The following is a 15,600-nucleotide window of genomic DNA, read 5'->3' as shown; positions in this document are numbered from 1 at the left end:
GGATCATGACCACCAAGACGCTCACGCTCACCGATGACCTGCACCGTTATCTCGTGGCACACGGGACCCCGCCGGACGAGATCATGCAGGACCTGGCCGAGGAGACCCGTTCGGTCCTCCCCGAGCAGGCAGGAATGCAGGTCGCGCCGGAGCAGGCGGCGCTGCTGACCTTCCTCACCCGGCTGGTCGGTGCGCGGCAGGCGGTGGAGGTGGGCACCTTCACCGGGCTGTCCTCGTTGGCGATCGCCCGGGGGCTCGCCGACGGCGGGCGGTTGACCTGCCTCGACATCTCCGAGGAGTACACCGGGATCGCCCGCCGGTACTGGGCGCGGGCCGGGGTCGACGACCGGATCGAGCTGCGGATCGGTCCGGCCGCGGAGTCGTTGCGCGACCTGCCCCACGAGCCGTACCTGGACCTGGCCTTCATCGACGCGGACAAGACCGGTTACCCGGTCTACTGGGCGGAGTTGGTGCCCCGGATGCGGCCGGGTGGCCTGATCGCCGTGGACAACGTGCTGCGTCACGGCCGGGTCCTCGCCCCTCGCGACGAGGCGGACCGGGCGATCGCCGCGTTCAACGACGAGGTCGTCGCCGACGTACGGGTGGACGTGGTGATGGTGCCGGTGGCGGACGGTCTGACCCTGGCCCGGGTCCGCTGACCGACCCCACCGGATCTGAGCGGCACCCCGGCGCCGAGGTGGGAGGAAGGGACCCCAGCGGCAAGGGGTCCCTCCCTCACACACTCAGCGGACGCTGCGGGCGAACTGCCGGGCGGCCCAGGCGACGGCGACGACCGACAGGACTGCGGTGATGGCCAGCCCCTGCCAGACCTTCTCGTTGCCGAGGTCGCCGACGAAGAGTGCGCGGGTTCCGTCCACCGCCCAGGAGAACGGGTTCCACTTGGCGAGCCCCTGCAACCAGCCGGGGGCGAGGGCCAGCGGCAGGAGGATGCCGGAGAGCAGCAGGACCGGTTGGGCGACGGTGTTCATCAGCGGGGCGAGCGCGTCCTCGCTCTTGACCTTGAGGGCGACGCCGTACGAGACGGCCGAGGTCATCAGCGCGATCAGCGCGAGCATCAGGTACGCCAGCAGCAGGTCGCCGATGAAGACCCGCAGGTCGAAGGCGAGCGCGAGGATCGTGATGATGATCGCCTGGACGATCAGCGACACGACGTCACGCAGTGACCGGCCGAGCAGCAGGGCGATCCGGCTGACCGGGGTGACCCGGGATCGTTCGATGATCCCGGCGCGGAGTTCGGCGATGAGGCCGAAGCCCTGGAACAGTCCGCCGAAGATGGCCAGCAGGACCAGCAGGCCGGGGACGAAGATCTTGTAGGCCTCGGCCTGGCTGGGGGCGTTCAGCGCGGACTTGAGCAGCGGGGCGAAGAGCAGCAGGTACATGACGGGCTGGAAGACGCCGACGAAGACCCAGACCGGGTTGCGCAGCAGGAGCAGGATCTGGCGTTGGAAGACCAGCCAGGTGTCACGGGCGGTTTTCATTGTCTCTCCGGATGCGGATCAGGACAGGATGCCGGGTCAGGACGGGATGCTCGGGTCAGGACGGGCGCGGGTCAGGACCAATGCGCGGGTCAGGACTCGCGCAGCGAGCGGCCGGTCTTGGTGAGGAAGACGTCGTCGAGGCTGGGGCGTTGCAGCTCGATGGAGCGCAGCTTGAGTCCGGCGCCGTCGACGCGGCGCAGGATCCACGGGATGGCGGTGGCGCCCTCGTCGACGTAGAGCCGCAGGCCGCTGTCCCCGCCGCTTTCGATCTTGCGGACGTACGGTTCGTCGGCGAGGAGCCCGTTGGCCGGTTCGACGGCGTCGGGGTCCAGCCCGACGACCAGCACGTCTCCGGAGATCTCGCGCTTCAGGTCGGCCGGGGTGCCCTCCACCACCACCTCGCCGTTGTCCATGATCGCGATCCGGTCGCAGAGCGCGTCGGCCTCGTCGAGGTAGTGGGTGGTGATGAAGACGGTCATCCCCTCGGCCCGCAGCCGCCGGATCTCGTCCCACATGTAGGCCCGGCTCTGCGGGTCGAGGCCGGTGGTCGGCTCGTCCAGGAAGACGATCTTCGGCTCGTGGATGATGCCGAGGGCGATCTCCACCCGACGGCGTTGACCGCCGGAGTACGTCTTGCACTTGCGGTCGGCGTACTCGGTGAGTTGAAAGGCCTCCAGGGCGCGGACGGTGCGGGCCTGCGCGTCGGCCTTGCCGATGCCGTACATCCGGGCGTGCAGGACGAGTTCCTCGCGGGCGGTGGACTCGTCCCAGGTGCTTCCGCCCTGGGCGACGTACCCGATGCGGCGGCGCACCTCGGCGGGGGCCTTGCGCAGGTCGGCCCCGGCGATGACGGCCTCCCCACCGTCCGGTTCGATCAGGGTGGCGAGCATCCGGAGGGTGGTGGTCTTGCCGGCGCCGTTCGGGCCGAGGAATCCGAAGATCTCCCCCTCGTCGACCTTCAGGTCGACGCCACGCACCGCGTCGACGGTCTTGGTCTCCCGCCCCACCCGGGAGCGGTAGGACTTGCGTAGTCCCCGTGTCTCGATCATCGCTGCTCCTGCCCGTGCCGGTCCGGTCCGGCGTTGATTATTTCCCGTCCGCCCCGGCCGCACGGGCCCGTCCGCGCGTGCGACCGCACACACTGATCGACCGTTAAGCACCTGACGGGTCGGCCGATAAGCTCACTGACGACGGGGTCTGCGGGAGGAGCTGAACGTTGCGCAAGGTACTCATCGCGAACCGCGGCGAGATCGCCGTCCGCGTCGTCAGGGCCTGCCGGGACGCCGGTCTGGGCAGCGTCGCCGTCTACGCCGACTCGGACCGGGACGCCCTGCACGTCACGCTGGCCGACGAAGCGTACGCCCTGGGCGGGGAGAGCGCGGCCGAAACGTACCTTTCGGTCGGCAGGTTGCTCGACGTCGCCGTCCGGTCCGGTGCCGACGCCGTCCACCCGGGGTACGGCTTCCTCTCCGAGAACGCCGACTTCGCCCAGGCGGTGATCGACGCCGGGCTGACCTGGATCGGGCCGACTCCGCAGGCGATCCGCGACCTGGGTGACAAGGTGACCGCCCGGCACATCGCCCAGCGGGCCGGTGCTCCACTGGTGCCGGGTACGCCGGACCCGGTCGCCGACGCCGCCGAGGTGACCGCCTTCGCCGCCGAACACGGGTTGCCGGTCGCCATCAAGGCCGCCTTCGGCGGGGGTGGGCGCGGACTGAAGGTGGCCCGCACCATGTCCGAGATCCCGGATCTGTTCGAGTCGGCGACCCGGGAGGCGGTGGCCGCGTTCGGTCGGGGAGAGTGCTTCGTCGAGCGGTACCTGGACCGGCCCCGGCACGTGGAGGCGCAGGTCCTCGCCGACGAGCACGGCGGCGTCGTGGTGGTCGGCACCCGGGACTGCTCGTTGCAGCGTCGGCACCAGAAGTTGGTGGAGGAGGCCCCGGCCCCGTTCCTCACCGCCGACCAGCGGGCGCAGATCCACGACAGCGCGAAGGCGATCTGCCGGGAGGCCGGCTACCACGGTGCCGGGACGGTGGAGTACCTGGTCGGCGCGGACGGGACCGTCTCGTTCCTGGAGGTGAACACCCGGCTCCAGGTGGAGCATCCGGTGACCGAGGAGACCGCCGGCATCGACCTGGTCCGCGAGCAGTTCCGGATCGCCGACGGGGAACGGCTGCGGCTCACCGAGGACCCGACCCCACGCGGGCACGCGATCGAGTTCCGGATCAACGGGGAGGACCCGGGGCGGGGGTTCCTGCCCGCCCCGGGCACCGTGACGGCGCTGCGTCTACCCACCGGCCCGGGGGTACGGGTCGACACCGGGATCCAGGCCGGGGACGTCGTCGGCGGGGCCTTCGACTCGCTCCTGGCGAAGGTGATCGTCTGCGGACGGACGCGTACCGAGGCGTTGGAGCGGGCCCGACGGGTGCTCGACGAGATGGTGGTCGAGGGGATGGCGACGGTGTTGCCGTTCCACCGGATGGTCGTCCGGGATCCGGCCTTCACCGCCGAGCCGTTCACCGTGCACACCCGGTGGATCGAGACCGAGTTCGACAACACCATCGACCCGTACGACGTCGTGGGCGGGGTCACCGGGTCCCCGGCCGGACGGGAGACGGTGGTGGTGGAGGTGGCCGGCAAGCGGTTGGAGGTGACCATCCCGGCCGGTCTCGGTGCCGGGACGACCGGTGCCACGACGGGTGCCACGACCGCCGCCGCGCCTGCCCGGCGGCCGACCCGCCGGGGTGGCGGCTCCGGCTCCGGCGGCCCGGCCGACGGGAACGCCCTCACCGCCCCGATGCAGGGCACCATCGTGAAGATCGCGGTGTCGGACGGCGACGTCGTCGCCGAGGGCGACCTGGTGGTGGTGCTGGAGGCGATGAAGATGGAGCAGCCGATGCACGCCCACCGCGCCGGCACCGTGGCGGGGCTCGCCGCCGAGGTCGGTGCGGTCATCACCGCCGGGGCGGCCATCTGCACCATCGACGGGTGAGGACGGACCTCCCCGGGGTACGGATCAGCGCAGCGCGGTGTCGGCGGCGGCCTGGACCGCCTCGGTGAGGGCCTTCAGGACCACCGAGTCGAGCCGCCAGTGCTGCCAGTACAGCGGCACGTCGACGTGGCGGCCCGGGACGAGGTCCCGGCACCGGCCGGCGGCGAGGTCCGTGCCGGCGATCTGCTCGGGCACCAGCCCCCACCCGAGGCCCCGGCGGATGGCCTCGCTGAACGCCGGCACCGACGGCACGTAGTGCACCGGCGGGTCGATCTCCCGGCCGACCAGTTCCCGGAGGAACCGGTGTTGCAGCCGGTCCCGACGGTCGAAGACGACGACCGGGGCAGTGGCGAGGGCGGCCTCGGTGAGCCCGTCGACGAACCACCGCTCGACAGTGCCCTGGGCGGCCACGGCGAGGTAGCGCATCGCGCCGAGCGGGCGTACGCGGCAGCCCTGCACGGGGGTGCGCTGGGCGGTCACCCCGGCCATCACGGTGCCGTCGCGGAGCAGTTCGGCGGTGTGGTCCTGGTCCTCCTGGCGTACGTCGAACCGGACTGCCGGCTCTGCGGGGAGCCGGGCGAGGGCGTCGACGAACCAGGTGGCGAGGCTGTCGGCGTTGACCACCACCGGCACCGTCGTCGGGGCACCGGCGGCCGCCGGGGTGCCGGTCCAGCGTCCACGCGCCTCGGCCAGCGCCTCCCGTTCGAGCAGGAGCAGCTGCCCGGCCAGGCGCAGGAGGGGTTCCCCCGCCGGGGTGGCCCGGCAGGGTCGGCCCCGACGGACCAGGACCTGCCCGACGGCACCCTCCAGGGCCTGGATCCGTTGGCTGACTGCGGACTGGGTGACGTGCAGGAGCCGGGCGGCGGCCTCGAAACTCCCCTCGCTCACCACGACGGCGAGGGTGCGCAGCTGTTCCGAGGAGAGACCTTCCATCAGGTGAGCTTATGGCACGAGAGAAAGTTCAGTTGGACTGGTCGGCCGGGTGGCTCCTACCGTCACGGGCGTGCTGACTCCCGACGTACTCACCTCGGCCGCCGCCGGGTTCACTGTCGCCCTCGCGTTGATCGTGGCCATCGGCGCGCAGAACGCCTTCGTCCTGCGGCAGGGGCTGCGCCGTGAACACGTCGTACCGGTGGTCCTGATCTGCGCCCTCTCCGACGCGGTGCTGATCTGCGCGGGAATCGCGGGGGTGGGGACGGCGGTCGCGGCCCGTCCCGAACTGCTCACCGCGATCCGGTACGGCGGTGCCGCGTTCCTGTTCTGCTACGCCGCCCTGGCCCTCCGCCGGGCGTCGCGCCCCGACACGCTCTCCCCCGCCGACCGTCCGCCGGCGTCCCTGCGGGCGACCCTGCTGACCTGCCTCGCCTTCACCTATCTCAACCCGCACGTCTACCTGGACACCGTCCTGCTGCTCGGCGGGATCGCCCAGCAGCACGCGTACCGGTGGGTGTTCGGGGTGGGGGCGGTGACGGCGAGCCTGGTGTGGTTCACCGCGCTCGGGGCGGGGGCGCACCGGCTGGCGCCGTTGCTGGGCCGGGCCGGGGCGTGGCGGGTCCTCGACGGGGTCGTCGCGCTGGTGATGACGGTGGTCGCGGTGGCGCTGCTGCGGGGCTGACCGGGGTGGTCGGCCTGCGTTACCGGGGGGCGGGACCGGCTGCGGGCGGGAATGATGGTCCCGTGAGGTTCCTTCATGACGTGATTCCCGCGCACGATCTGACCTACAACGACGTCTTCATGGCACCGGCCCGCTCCGACCTCGGGTCGCGGCTCGACGTGGACCTGGCCACCGACGACGGTACGGGCACCACCATCCCGCTGGTGGTGGCGAACATGACGGCGGTGGCCGGGCGGCGGATGGCCGAGACGGCGGCCCGCCGGGGCGCTGTCACAGTCATCCCGCAGGACATCCCGATCGAGGTGGTGGCCACGGTGGTCGGCTGGGTCAAGCGACGACACCTGGTCCACGACACCGCGCTCACCCTCGGCCCCACCGACACCGTCGGCGACGCCATCCACCTGCTGCCCAAACGCTCCCACGCCGCCGTGGTGGTGGTCGACGACGACAACCGCCCCCTCGGGGTGGTGACCGAGGCGGACACCGAGGGAGTCGACCGGTTCGCCCAGTTGCGCCACGTGATGTCCACCGAGCTGCACACCGTCGCTGCGGACGCCGATCCCCGTACCGGCTTCGACAGGCTCTCGGCGGGTCGGCGTCGGCTCGCGCCGGTGGTGGACGACGACGGCAGGTTGGTCGGGGTGCTGACCCGGCAGGGGGCGCTGCGGGCCACCCTGTACCGGCCGGCGGTGGACGACCGGGATCGGCTGCGGATCGCGGCGGCGGTGGGGATCAACGGGGACGTCACCGGCAAGGCCCGTGCCCTCCTCGACGCCGGGGTGGACACCCTGGTGGTGGACACCGCACACGGCCACCAGGAACGCATGATCTCCGCACTCCGGGCGGTACGCTCCCTCGACCCCGGGGTTCCCGTCGCGGCCGGCAACGTGGTCACCGCCGAGGGCGTACGCGACCTGGTCCAAGCCGGTGCCGACATCGTGAAGGTCGGCGTGGGTCCGGGGGCGATGTGCACCACCCGGATGATGACCGGGGTCGGACGGCCGCAGTTCTCGGCGGTGCTCGACTGTGCGGCGGCCGCCCGCAACCTGGGGCGGCACGTCTGGGCCGACGGCGGGGTACGGCATCCCCGGGACGTGGCCCTCGCGCTGGCGGCCGGGGCGTCCAACGTGATGATCGGATCCTGGTTCGCCGGGACGTACGAGTCCCCCGGCGACCTCTACCAGGACGAGGACGGACGGCGGTACAAGGAGAGCTTCGGGATGGCCTCGGCCCGGGCGGTGAGCGCCCGTACCGCCGAGGACAGCGCCTTCGACCGGGCCCGCAAGGCGGTCTTCGAGGAGGGCATCTCGTCAGCCCGGATGTACCTCGACCCGGTCCGACCCGGGGTGGAGGACCTGATCGACGAGATCGTCGCCGGGGTGCGCAGCGCCTTCACCTACGCGGGGGCACGCAACCTGACCGAGTTCCACCAACGGGCTGTGGTCGGGGTGCAGAGCACTGCCGGCTACACCGAGGGGATGCCGCTACCCACGAGTTGGTGACGCCGTGTCGGGCCGCCCGGGGGTCCGGGGGCCGGTGTCGGGCTGCCCTGGGGTCCGGGGATCGGGGGCCGACCGGCCGGCGGGGGTGCCGGCGGGCGGAACGGATTCCCTGGTGAGTCGGGCGCAGGCGAACAGGCCGAGCAGGAGGAACCCGGCGGCGGTGAAGGCCGCGTACCGGGTGGCGTCGGAGAAGGCGTCGCGGGCCTGCTCGGCCACGGCTGCGGTGGCCGGGTCGGCGGCGAGCCCGGCGATGGCGGCACCGGCGCTGTCCTTGACGGCGGCGACGATCTGGTCACGCTGGGCGGCGTCGAGGCCGGGCTGGTCCGCGAGACGGGTGCCGAGGAGCCCGCCCAGGCTGGCGAAGAGCACGGTGCCGAGCACCGCGATGCCGAGCGCCGAGCCGATCTGCCGGGCGGTGCTCTGCACCCCGGACCCCTGGCCGCTCTGGCGTACCGGCACGTCCCGGAGGGAGACCCCGGTGAGCTGGGCGGTGGCCAGGCCCACGCCGACCCCGTAGACGAAGAGCAGGCCGACCGGCGCCCACCAGACGGTGTCCGAGGCGATGACGAGCCCGAGCCCGGCCACCCCGACCAGCTCGGCGGCGACGCCGAGCTGCACCACCCGGACCGCACCCCACCGGCGGGTGAGGACGGCGCCGAGGCCGCTGGAGAGGAAGCTGCCGACGGCGAGCGGGAGCAGCGCCAGGCCGGTGCCGAAGGCGCTGTAGCCGAGGACGTTCTGGTACCACAGCGGCAACGCGAAGAGCAGGCCGAACTCGCCGAGGCTGACGATCGCGGCGGCGACGATCCCGTTGCGGAACGAGCCGATCCCGAACAGGGAGAGGTCGAGCAGCGCCGCCCGGCGGGCCCGGTTGCGCCGGAGCTGGTGGCGTACCAGCGTGGCGAGGGCGAGCAGTCCCACCGCTGCGGCGACCGGCACCGGCGAGAGGGCCGGGGTCCAGTCCAGTCCGAAGATCGAGAACGGCTTCTCCCGCTGCCACCACCCGTAGGTGCGTCCCTCGATGAGGGCGAACACCACCCCGGTCATGCCGACCACCGACAGGAGCGCCCCGAGCCAGTCCACGCCCCGTTCGGCGTGTTCGTCGCGGGACTCGGCGACCAGGGCCAGGGCGCCGACGATCACGATCGCGCCGACCGGGACGTTGATGCCGAACGCCCACCGCCAGGAGTACTCGGTGGTGAGCCAGCCGCCGAGCAGCGGACCGAGGGCGGCGGCCCCGCCGATGGTGGCTCCCCAGACGGCGAAGGCGACGCCCCGCTCCCGGCCAGTGAAGGTGGCGTTGAGCAGGGAGAGAGAGGTGGGGAGCATCATCGCGCCGCCGACCCCCTGGAGGACCCGGGCGCCGATCAGGGTCTCACCGGTTCCGGCGAGGGCGGCCAGGACGCTCGCCGCGACGAAGACCACCACTCCGGTGAGGAAGATCCGTCGTCGGCCGACCCGGTCGGCGATCCGACCGGCCACCAACAGCAGGGCCGCGAACACCAGTGTGTACGCCTCCTGCACCCACTGGGCGTCGGTGGCGGTGATGTCGAGGTCCCCGATGATCGTGGGCACCGCGACGTTGACGATCGTGGTGTCCACGATGATCGTGGCGACACCGAGGCTGATCGCGAGCAGCCCCCACCAGCGTCCCCGCCCCTGAGGCATCGACACTCTCCCGACTGCTAGATAATCTAGCTACCTGAAATGCTAGCTTCTACCCATGACAGGCGTGCGGTCAACTCCGACACACCGGGACGGTTCCGACCCGGATCCGACCGGACCGGAGCCCTGTCACCAGGGACCCCGGGAGAGCCCCGGTCGCAGCGAGACGGCCCGGTCCCTGCGCGAGGTGATCCGGGCCGCCGGCGACACCCGGGCGGCCCTGGCCCGACGACTCGGCATCGGCACCACCGACGCCGCCGCCATCGACCACCTGGTCTCCAGCCCCGACCCGCTCGGCCCGGTGGAGCTGGGCAACCGGCTCGGCATCCGGTCCGCCTCGGCGACCACCCTCGTCGACCGTCTCGTCCAGGCCGGTCACGTCGAGCGGACCCCACACCCCCACGACCGTCGCCGGATCGCCCTCCAGGTCACCGATCTGGCCTTCACCGAGGTCGTGGCGGCGCTGAGTCCGATGCTCGACGGGATCGAACGTGCTGTCGACCGGCTCACCCCCGAGCAGGCCGCCGCGACCACCGCCTTCCTCCGCGAGGTCACCGCCGTGATGCGGGAATACAGTCTGGGGTCGGACCCATCGACACACTGAGCCACGACGAGTGCGAAAACGGGCAGCGCGTCGTCGTCGACAGGCGTACCGTCCGCTTGGCCCCGGCCGACGCCGGGCCCCGTCTGCCACCGAACGAGGGGGTTCCATGCTGATCCGGCTGCTGCGGACGCACCTGCGGCCGTACCACCGGACGCTGTGGCTGGTGGTGCTCTTCCAGTTCGTGGGCACCATGGCGTCGCTCTACCTGCCCAGCCTCAACGCCGACATCATCGACCTCGGGGTGGCGCGCGGCGACACCGGCTACATCATCCGCACCGGGGGGTGGATGCTGCTGGTCAGCGTCCTCCAGATCGGGTGCGCGATCGTCGCCGTCCGGCTCGGTGCGCGTACCGCCATGGGGTTCGGCCGGGACGTCAGGTCGGCCCTGTTCGGGCACGTCAACAGCTTCTCCGCCCGCGAGGTGGCACAGTTCGGCGCCCCGTCGCTGATCACGCGCAACACCAACGACGTGCAGCAGGTCCAGATGCTGGTCCTGATGAGCTGCACCATGATGGTGGCCGCGCCGATCATGAGCGTCGGCGGAGTGGTGATGGCGCTCCGCGAGGACCTCGGCCTGTCCTGGCTGATGCTGGTCAGCGTGCCGGTCCTGGCCCTCGCCCTCGCCGCCGTCATCCGCCGGATGGTCCCCGGGTTCCGACTCATGCAGACCCGGATCGACACCGTCAACCGGGTACTGCGGGAACAGATCACCGGCATCCGGGTCGTCCGGGCGTTCGTCCGCGAGCCGTACGAGACCCGGCGGTTCGCCGTCGCCAACACCGAACTGACCGCCACCGCCCTGCGTACCGGGCGGTTGATGGCCCTGATCTTCCCCATCGTGATGCTGGTGCTCAACGTCTCCAGCGTCGCGGTGCTCTGGTTCGGTGCCCAGCGGGTCGACGCCGGGGCGATCCAGGTCGGGGCGCTCACCGCGTTCCTCCAGTACCTCATGCAGATCCTGATGGCCGTCATGATGGCCACCTTCATGCTGATGATGGTCCCCCGGGCGGCGGTCTGCGCCGAGCGGATCGTCGAGGTCCTCGACACCGAGCCGTCGGTGGAGCCGCCCGCCCGGCCGGTCCGGGAGGTCACCGCCCGCGCCGAGCTGGAACTGCGCAACGTCCGTTTCCAGTACCCGGGGGCGGCGGCCCCGGTGCTGCACGACGTCTCCTTCCAGGTCGGGCCGGGACAGACCACAGCGATCATCGGCAGCACCGGCGCCGGGAAGTCCACCCTCCTCTCGCTGGTCCCCCGCCTGGTCGACGTGACCGCCGGGACGGTCCTGGTCGACCGGGTCGACGTCCGCGACCTCGAACCCGACGAACTGTGGCGTCGGATCGGGCTGGTGCCGCAGCGGCCGTACCTGTTCAGCGGCACCATCGCCAGCAACCTGCGGTACGGCAATCCGGACGCCACCGACGACCAGCTCTGGGAGGCCCTGGAGATCGCCCAGGCGCGGGACTTCGTCGAGGCGCTCCCGGAGGGCCTCGACGCGCCGATCTCCCAGGGCGGGACCAACGTCTCCGGTGGTCAGCGGCAGCGGCTGGCCATCGCCCGCGCCCTGGTCCGCCAGCCCGAGATCTACCTGTTCGACGACTCGTTCTCCGCGCTCGACCTCGGCACCGACGCCCGCCTGCGGGCCGCGCTGCGGCCGGTCACCGCGACCGCCGCAGTGGTGATCGTGGCGCAACGGGTCTCCACCATCGTCGACGCCGACCAGATCGTCGTGCTGGAGGACGGGGCCGTGGTCGGCGTGGGCCGCCACGCGGAGCTGCTGGACAGCTGCCCCACGTACGCCGAGATCGTCGCGTCGCAGCAGAGCACGGGGGTGCCGGCATGACCTCGCCACAGGTACCGGAGCAGAAGGACGGTCAGGAACCGGAGGGCGGGCCGGAGGCCGAGGTGACGCCCCGCCGGTTACCGGCCGGCGGCGGTGGCCACCGGGGTGGCGGTTTCATGACCCAGGGGATGCCCGCCGAACGGTCGATGAACTTCGGTCCGTCGGCACGCCGACTCCTACGACGGCTCCGCCCGCAGCGCCTGCAGCTGCTCGCCGTGGTCGCGTTGGCAGTGGTCAGCGTCGCTTTCACGGTGATCGGGCCGAAGCTGCTCGGCCAGGCCACCGACATCATCTTCACCGGCGTGATCGGCCGGGACCTACCCCCGGGCAGCACCCCCGAGCAGGCCGTCGAGCAGGCTCGGGCCGCCGGCAACGACAGCTTCGCCGACATGCTCGCCCGGATGGACCTGGTGCCCGGTGCGGGCATCGACGTCGCCGGGCTGACCCGGGTCCTGCTGCTGGCGCTGGGGCTGTTCCTGGCCGCGAGCCTGCTCATGTGGTGGCAGGGCTGGCTGCTCAACGGCGTCGTGCAGCGGACCGTGCTGAAGCTGCGCGCGGAGGTGGAGGACAAGCTCAACCGGTTGCCGTTGCCGTACTTCGACAGGCAGCCCCGGGGGGAGCTGCTCAGCCGGGTCACCAACGACATCGACAACATCTCGCAGACCCTCCAGCAGACGCTGAGTCAACTGCTCACCGCCCTGCTCACAGTGCTCGGGGTGGTGGTGATGATGTTCGTCATCTCGCCGCTGCTGGCCTGTGTGGCCCTGGTGGCGGTCCCGGCCTCGGTGGTGGTCACCCAGCAGATCGCCAAGCGGTCGCAGCCCCGGTTCATCGCCCAGTGGACGCACACCGGCGAGCTGAACGCGCAGATCGAGGAGGCGTACACCGGGCACGAGCTGGTCAAGGTCTTCGGTCGGCAGCGCGAGGTCGAGGCGGCCTTCCACGCGAAGAACGACGAACTGTTCCGGGCCAGCTACGGCGCCCAGTTCATCTCCGGGATCATCATGCCGGCGATGATGTTCATCGGGAACCTCAGCTACGTGGTGATCGCCGTGGTCGGCGGCCTGCGGGTGGCCTCCGGGTCGATGAGCCTCGGCGACGTACAGGCCTTCATCCAGTACTCCCGCCAGTTCACCCAGCCGCTGACCCAGGTCGCGTCGATGGCCAACCTGCTGCAGTCCGGTGTCGCCTCGGCCGAACGGGTCTTCGCCGTCCTCGACGCCACCGAGCAGACCCCGGACCCGGCCGAACCGGCCCGGGTCCGCGAGCCGCGCGGCCGGGTCGCCTTCGAGAACGTCAGTTTCCGGTACGCCCCCGACAAGCCGCTGATCGAGGAGTTGTCCCTGGTCGCCGAGCCCGGCCACACGGTGGCCATCGTGGGGCCGACCGGGGCCGGCAAGACCACCCTGGTCAACCTGATCATGCGTTTCTACGAGCTGGACTCCGGACGGATCACCCTCGACGGGGTGGACGTCACCACCCTGCGCCGCGACGACCTGCGCGGACGGGTCGGGATGGTGCTCCAGGACGCCTGGCTCTTCAACGGGACCATCCGGGACAACATCGCGTACGGCCGCCCGGACGCCACCGAAGAGGAGATCATGGCGGCCGCCCGGGCCACCTTCGTGGACCGGTTCGTCCGCAGCCTCCCCGACGGGTACGACACCGTCATCGACGCCGAGGGCAGCAACGTCAGCGCCGGGGAGAAACAGCTCGTCACCATCGCCCGGGCGTTCCTGGCCGAGCCGTCCCTGCTGATCCTGGACGAGGCGACCAGCTCGGTCGACACCCGTACCGAGGTGCTCCTGCAGCGGGCGATGGCGGCGCTGCGGACCGACCGGACCAGCTTCGTCATCGCCCACCGGCTCTCCACCATCCGCGACGCCGACCTGATCCTGATGATGGAGCAGGGCCGGATCGTCGAGCAGGGCACCCACGAGGAACTCCTCGCCGCCCGGGGCGCGTACCACCGGCTCTACCAGGCCCAGTTCACCCAACCGGTGACCACCGACACCGAGGCGACACCGGAACCCGTCGCGGGCTGACCCGCCCGGTGGGGCGCGGTCGTGGGTCGGACCGGTAGTCCGGGTCCGGCCCACGGCGTGACCGGCGGTACGGGTGGGCCGCCGGCACGGGACCTGCCGGCGGCCCTACGCAGCCGGGTCGCCGGGACCGAGGTCCGGCGCGCGCCGGTGCGCGCCGACAACGGTACGTCGCCGGACCCCCCGTCGCCGACCTGCCCCGCCCTCCGACCACCCTGACCACACCCGTTTGGGCCACTTCGGTGACCCCGTCACCACCCTCCGCCATCCGCAGGTGGGACGATCAGGGATCGGACGGCACCTCCGGTCTCCCACGGCGACCGCCGACCCATGATCAACAGGTGGTCATTCGAGTTCGTGGAGCATGAGTTGCCGGGCGGCCTCGGTGATCGAGCCGGACAGCGACGGGTAGATGGTGATCGTCTGGGCCAACTCGTTGACGGTGAGGTTGTTCTCCACCGCCATGGTGATCGGCAGGATCAGCTCGCTGGCCCTGGGGGCGACCACCACCCCGCCGATGACCTGCCCGCTGGCCGGTCGGCAGAACAGCTTGACGAACCCGTCGGAGATCTCGTCCATCTTCGCCCTGGCGTTACCGGAGAGCGGAAGCATCACCGGACGGGCCGGGATCTTGCCGGCGTCGACCTCGTTCTGCGAGACGCCGACGGTGGCCAGCTCCGGATCGGTGAAGACGTTCGCCGAGACGGTACGCAGCCGCAGCGGCCGGACCGCCTCGCCGAGGGCGTGCCACATCGCGATCCGCCCCTGCATCGCGGCGACGCTGGCCAGCGGCAGGACCCCGGTGCAGTCACCGGCGGCGTAGATCCCCGGCACGTTGGTCCGGGAGACCCGGTCGACGCTGACGTACCCGCCCCGGGCCAGCTCGATGCCGTACTCGGCCAGACCCAGGTCGGCGGTGTTCGGGATCGAGCCGACCGCGATCAGGGCGTGTGACCCGGTCACCTTCCGGCCGTCGGAGAGTTCGACCTCGACCTCGTCACCGCTGCGCCGGACCGCCTCGGCCCGGGAGTTGTTCAGGATGCTCATCCCCCGGGACCGGAACACCCGCTCGATGGCCATCGCCGCGTCGGCGTCCTCGTGTGGCATCACCCGGTCCCGGCTGGAGACGAGGGTGACCTCCACCCCCATGGCCAGGTACGCACCGGCGAACTCGGCGCCGGTGACCCCGGACCCCACCACGATCAGGTGCTCGGGGAGCGCGGGGAGGTCGTACACCTGACGCCAGGTCAGGATGCGCTCCCCGTCGGGGACGGCGGTGGGCAACTGGCGGGGGGTGGCACCGGTGGCGATCAGCACCGTCGAGGCAGCGATCGAATACTCACCGCTACCGTCGGCGGGGGTGACGACGACCCGGTGGGTGTGACCGAGCGTGTCCTCGCCGATCCGGGCGGTGCCCACCACGAAGGTCACGCCGGCCTTCACCAGTTTGGCCTGGATGTCGGCGGACTGCGCCAGGGCGAGCCGCTTCACCCGCTCGTTGACGGCCCTCCCGTCGACGGTGACCGCTTCCAGGCCGTCGGAGAGAACCCCGAAGTCCTCCGTGTCCCGATACCCGGTCACCACCTGTGAGCTGGCGATGAAGGTCTTCGACGGCACGCAGTCGGAGAGCACGCAGGCACCCCCGGCCCCCTCTGCCTCCACCACGGTGACCGGTGCGCCCAACTGCGCGGCGACCAGCGCCGCCTCGTAGCCGGCCGGCCCGCCGCCGATGATCACGATCTGGCTCACCGGGTTCGCCCTTCGCTCATGCCCACAGTGACTTTCTTCTCCCCATCGCGTTCGACACGCACCGTCGTATTCTCCCCCACCCACCTGTCGGG

At 71.5% G+C, this 15,600-nt stretch carries 12 protein-coding genes; 7 read left to right on the top strand and 5 right to left on the bottom strand.

The features are described from left to right. The first annotated feature begins 5 nt into the window (after positions 1-5). The gene (locus WHN02_RS08720; RefSeq protein ID WP_434742866.1) at positions 6-659 is read left to right on the top strand and encodes an O-methyltransferase; all 654 of its coding nucleotides are present in this window, start codon (positions 6-8) and stop codon (positions 657-659) included. Between the two features lie 84 nt (positions 660-743). On the opposite strand, the gene WHN02_RS08715 is transcribed toward WHN02_RS08720, so the two are convergent. Beyond that, complete coding sequence (locus tag WHN02_RS08715) at positions 744-1,499, bottom strand: ABC transporter permease (protein WP_350899762.1); 756 nt, start codon at positions 1,497-1,499, stop codon at positions 744-746. 89 nt (positions 1,500-1,588) lie between these two features. Then, positions 1,589-2,548: an ATP-binding cassette domain-containing protein gene (locus WHN02_RS08710; protein WP_434742865.1), complete on the bottom strand. Its 960-nt coding sequence runs from the start codon at positions 2,546-2,548 to the stop codon at positions 1,589-1,591. A 167-nt stretch (positions 2,549-2,715) separates the two neighbouring features. Between WHN02_RS08710 and WHN02_RS08705 the strand changes: the two genes are divergently transcribed. Next, the gene (locus WHN02_RS08705; protein WP_434742864.1) at positions 2,716-4,491 is read left to right on the top strand and encodes an acetyl/propionyl/methylcrotonyl-CoA carboxylase subunit alpha; all 1,776 of its coding nucleotides are present in this window, start codon (positions 2,716-2,718) and stop codon (positions 4,489-4,491) included. Between the two features lie 24 nt (positions 4,492-4,515). Here WHN02_RS08705 and WHN02_RS08700 read toward each other — a convergent pair whose 3' ends face one another. Continuing rightward, positions 4,516-5,424, bottom strand: a complete 909-nt coding sequence (locus WHN02_RS08700; RefSeq protein ID WP_434742863.1) for a LysR family transcriptional regulator ArgP — start codon at positions 5,422-5,424, stop codon at positions 4,516-4,518. 73 nt (positions 5,425-5,497) lie between these two features. On the opposite strand from WHN02_RS08700, the gene WHN02_RS08695 reads away from it, so the two are divergent. Then, complete coding sequence (locus WHN02_RS08695; protein WP_434743877.1) at positions 5,498-6,106, top strand: LysE/ArgO family amino acid transporter; 609 nt, start codon at positions 5,498-5,500, stop codon at positions 6,104-6,106. Positions 6,107-6,168: 62 nt separating this feature from the next. Next, positions 6,169-7,608 (top strand): GuaB1 family IMP dehydrogenase-related protein, encoded by a 1,440-nt coding sequence (locus WHN02_RS08690; RefSeq protein ID WP_434742862.1) that lies wholly within the window; start codon positions 6,169-6,171, stop codon positions 7,606-7,608. Here WHN02_RS08690 and WHN02_RS08685 read toward each other — a convergent pair. Next, positions 7,591-9,276, bottom strand: a complete 1,686-nt coding sequence (locus WHN02_RS08685) for an MFS transporter (RefSeq protein ID WP_434742861.1) — start codon at positions 9,274-9,276, stop codon at positions 7,591-7,593. The two genes, WHN02_RS08690 and WHN02_RS08685, sit on opposite strands and share 18 nt — an antisense overlap. Positions 9,277-9,331: 55 nt before the next feature. On the opposite strand from WHN02_RS08685, the gene WHN02_RS08680 reads away from it, so the two are divergent. The 3 genes from WHN02_RS08680 (at position 9,332) to WHN02_RS08670 (ending at position 13,762) form a co-directional block, all read left to right on the top strand. Then, positions 9,332-9,877: a MarR family winged helix-turn-helix transcriptional regulator gene (locus WHN02_RS08680; RefSeq protein WP_434742860.1), complete on the top strand. Its 546-nt coding sequence runs from the start codon at positions 9,332-9,334 to the stop codon at positions 9,875-9,877. A gap of 106 nt (positions 9,878-9,983) precedes the next feature. After that, on the top strand, positions 9,984-11,717 hold the full coding sequence (locus WHN02_RS08675) for an ABC transporter ATP-binding protein (RefSeq protein WP_434742859.1): 1,734 nt from the start codon (positions 9,984-9,986) through the stop codon (positions 11,715-11,717). Then, the gene (locus WHN02_RS08670; RefSeq protein WP_434742858.1) at positions 11,714-13,762 is read left to right on the top strand and encodes an ABC transporter ATP-binding protein; all 2,049 of its coding nucleotides are present in this window, start codon (positions 11,714-11,716) and stop codon (positions 13,760-13,762) included. The genes WHN02_RS08675 and WHN02_RS08670 overlap by 4 nt, the downstream gene beginning before the upstream one ends. A gap of 342 nt (positions 13,763-14,104) precedes the next feature. On the opposite strand, the gene WHN02_RS08665 is transcribed toward WHN02_RS08670, so the two are convergent. Next, positions 14,105-15,508: an NAD(P)H-quinone dehydrogenase gene (locus tag WHN02_RS08665; protein ID WP_350899262.1), complete on the bottom strand. Its 1,404-nt coding sequence runs from the start codon at positions 15,506-15,508 to the stop codon at positions 14,105-14,107. Positions 15,509-15,600 lie beyond the last annotated feature (92 nt).

Origin of the sequence: Micromonospora sp. SH-82 (genome assembly GCF_051132485.1) — a bacterium.
Taxonomy (GTDB): Bacteria; Actinomycetota; Actinomycetes; order Mycobacteriales; family Micromonosporaceae; genus Micromonospora.
The sequence above is the reverse complement of the archived record's forward strand: the minus strand, read 5'-3'. Positions and strand labels throughout refer to the sequence as shown.

Coding starts and splice junctions, on each gene's coding strand:
- WHN02_RS08710 (WP_434742865.1), bottom strand. CDS start 2,548: ATGATCGAGACACGGGGACTACGCAAGTCCTACCGCTCCCGGGTGGGG.
- WHN02_RS08675 (WP_434742859.1), top strand. CDS start 9,984: ATGCTGATCCGGCTGCTGCGGACGCACCTGCGGCCGTACCACCGGACG.
- WHN02_RS08670 (WP_434742858.1), top strand. CDS start 11,714: ATGACCTCGCCACAGGTACCGGAGCAGAAGGACGGTCAGGAACCGGAG.
- WHN02_RS08700 (WP_434742863.1), bottom strand. CDS start 5,424: ATGGAAGGTCTCTCCTCGGAACAGCTGCGCACCCTCGCCGTCGTGGTG.
- WHN02_RS08720 (WP_434742866.1), top strand. CDS start 6: ATGACCACCAAGACGCTCACGCTCACCGATGACCTGCACCGTTATCTC.
- WHN02_RS08715 (WP_350899762.1), bottom strand. CDS start 1,499: ATGAAAACCGCCCGTGACACCTGGCTGGTCTTCCAACGCCAGATCCTG.
- WHN02_RS08685 (WP_434742861.1), bottom strand. CDS start 9,276: ATGCCTCAGGGGCGGGGACGCTGGTGGGGGCTGCTCGCGATCAGCCTC.
- WHN02_RS08680 (WP_434742860.1), top strand. CDS start 9,332: ATGACAGGCGTGCGGTCAACTCCGACACACCGGGACGGTTCCGACCCG.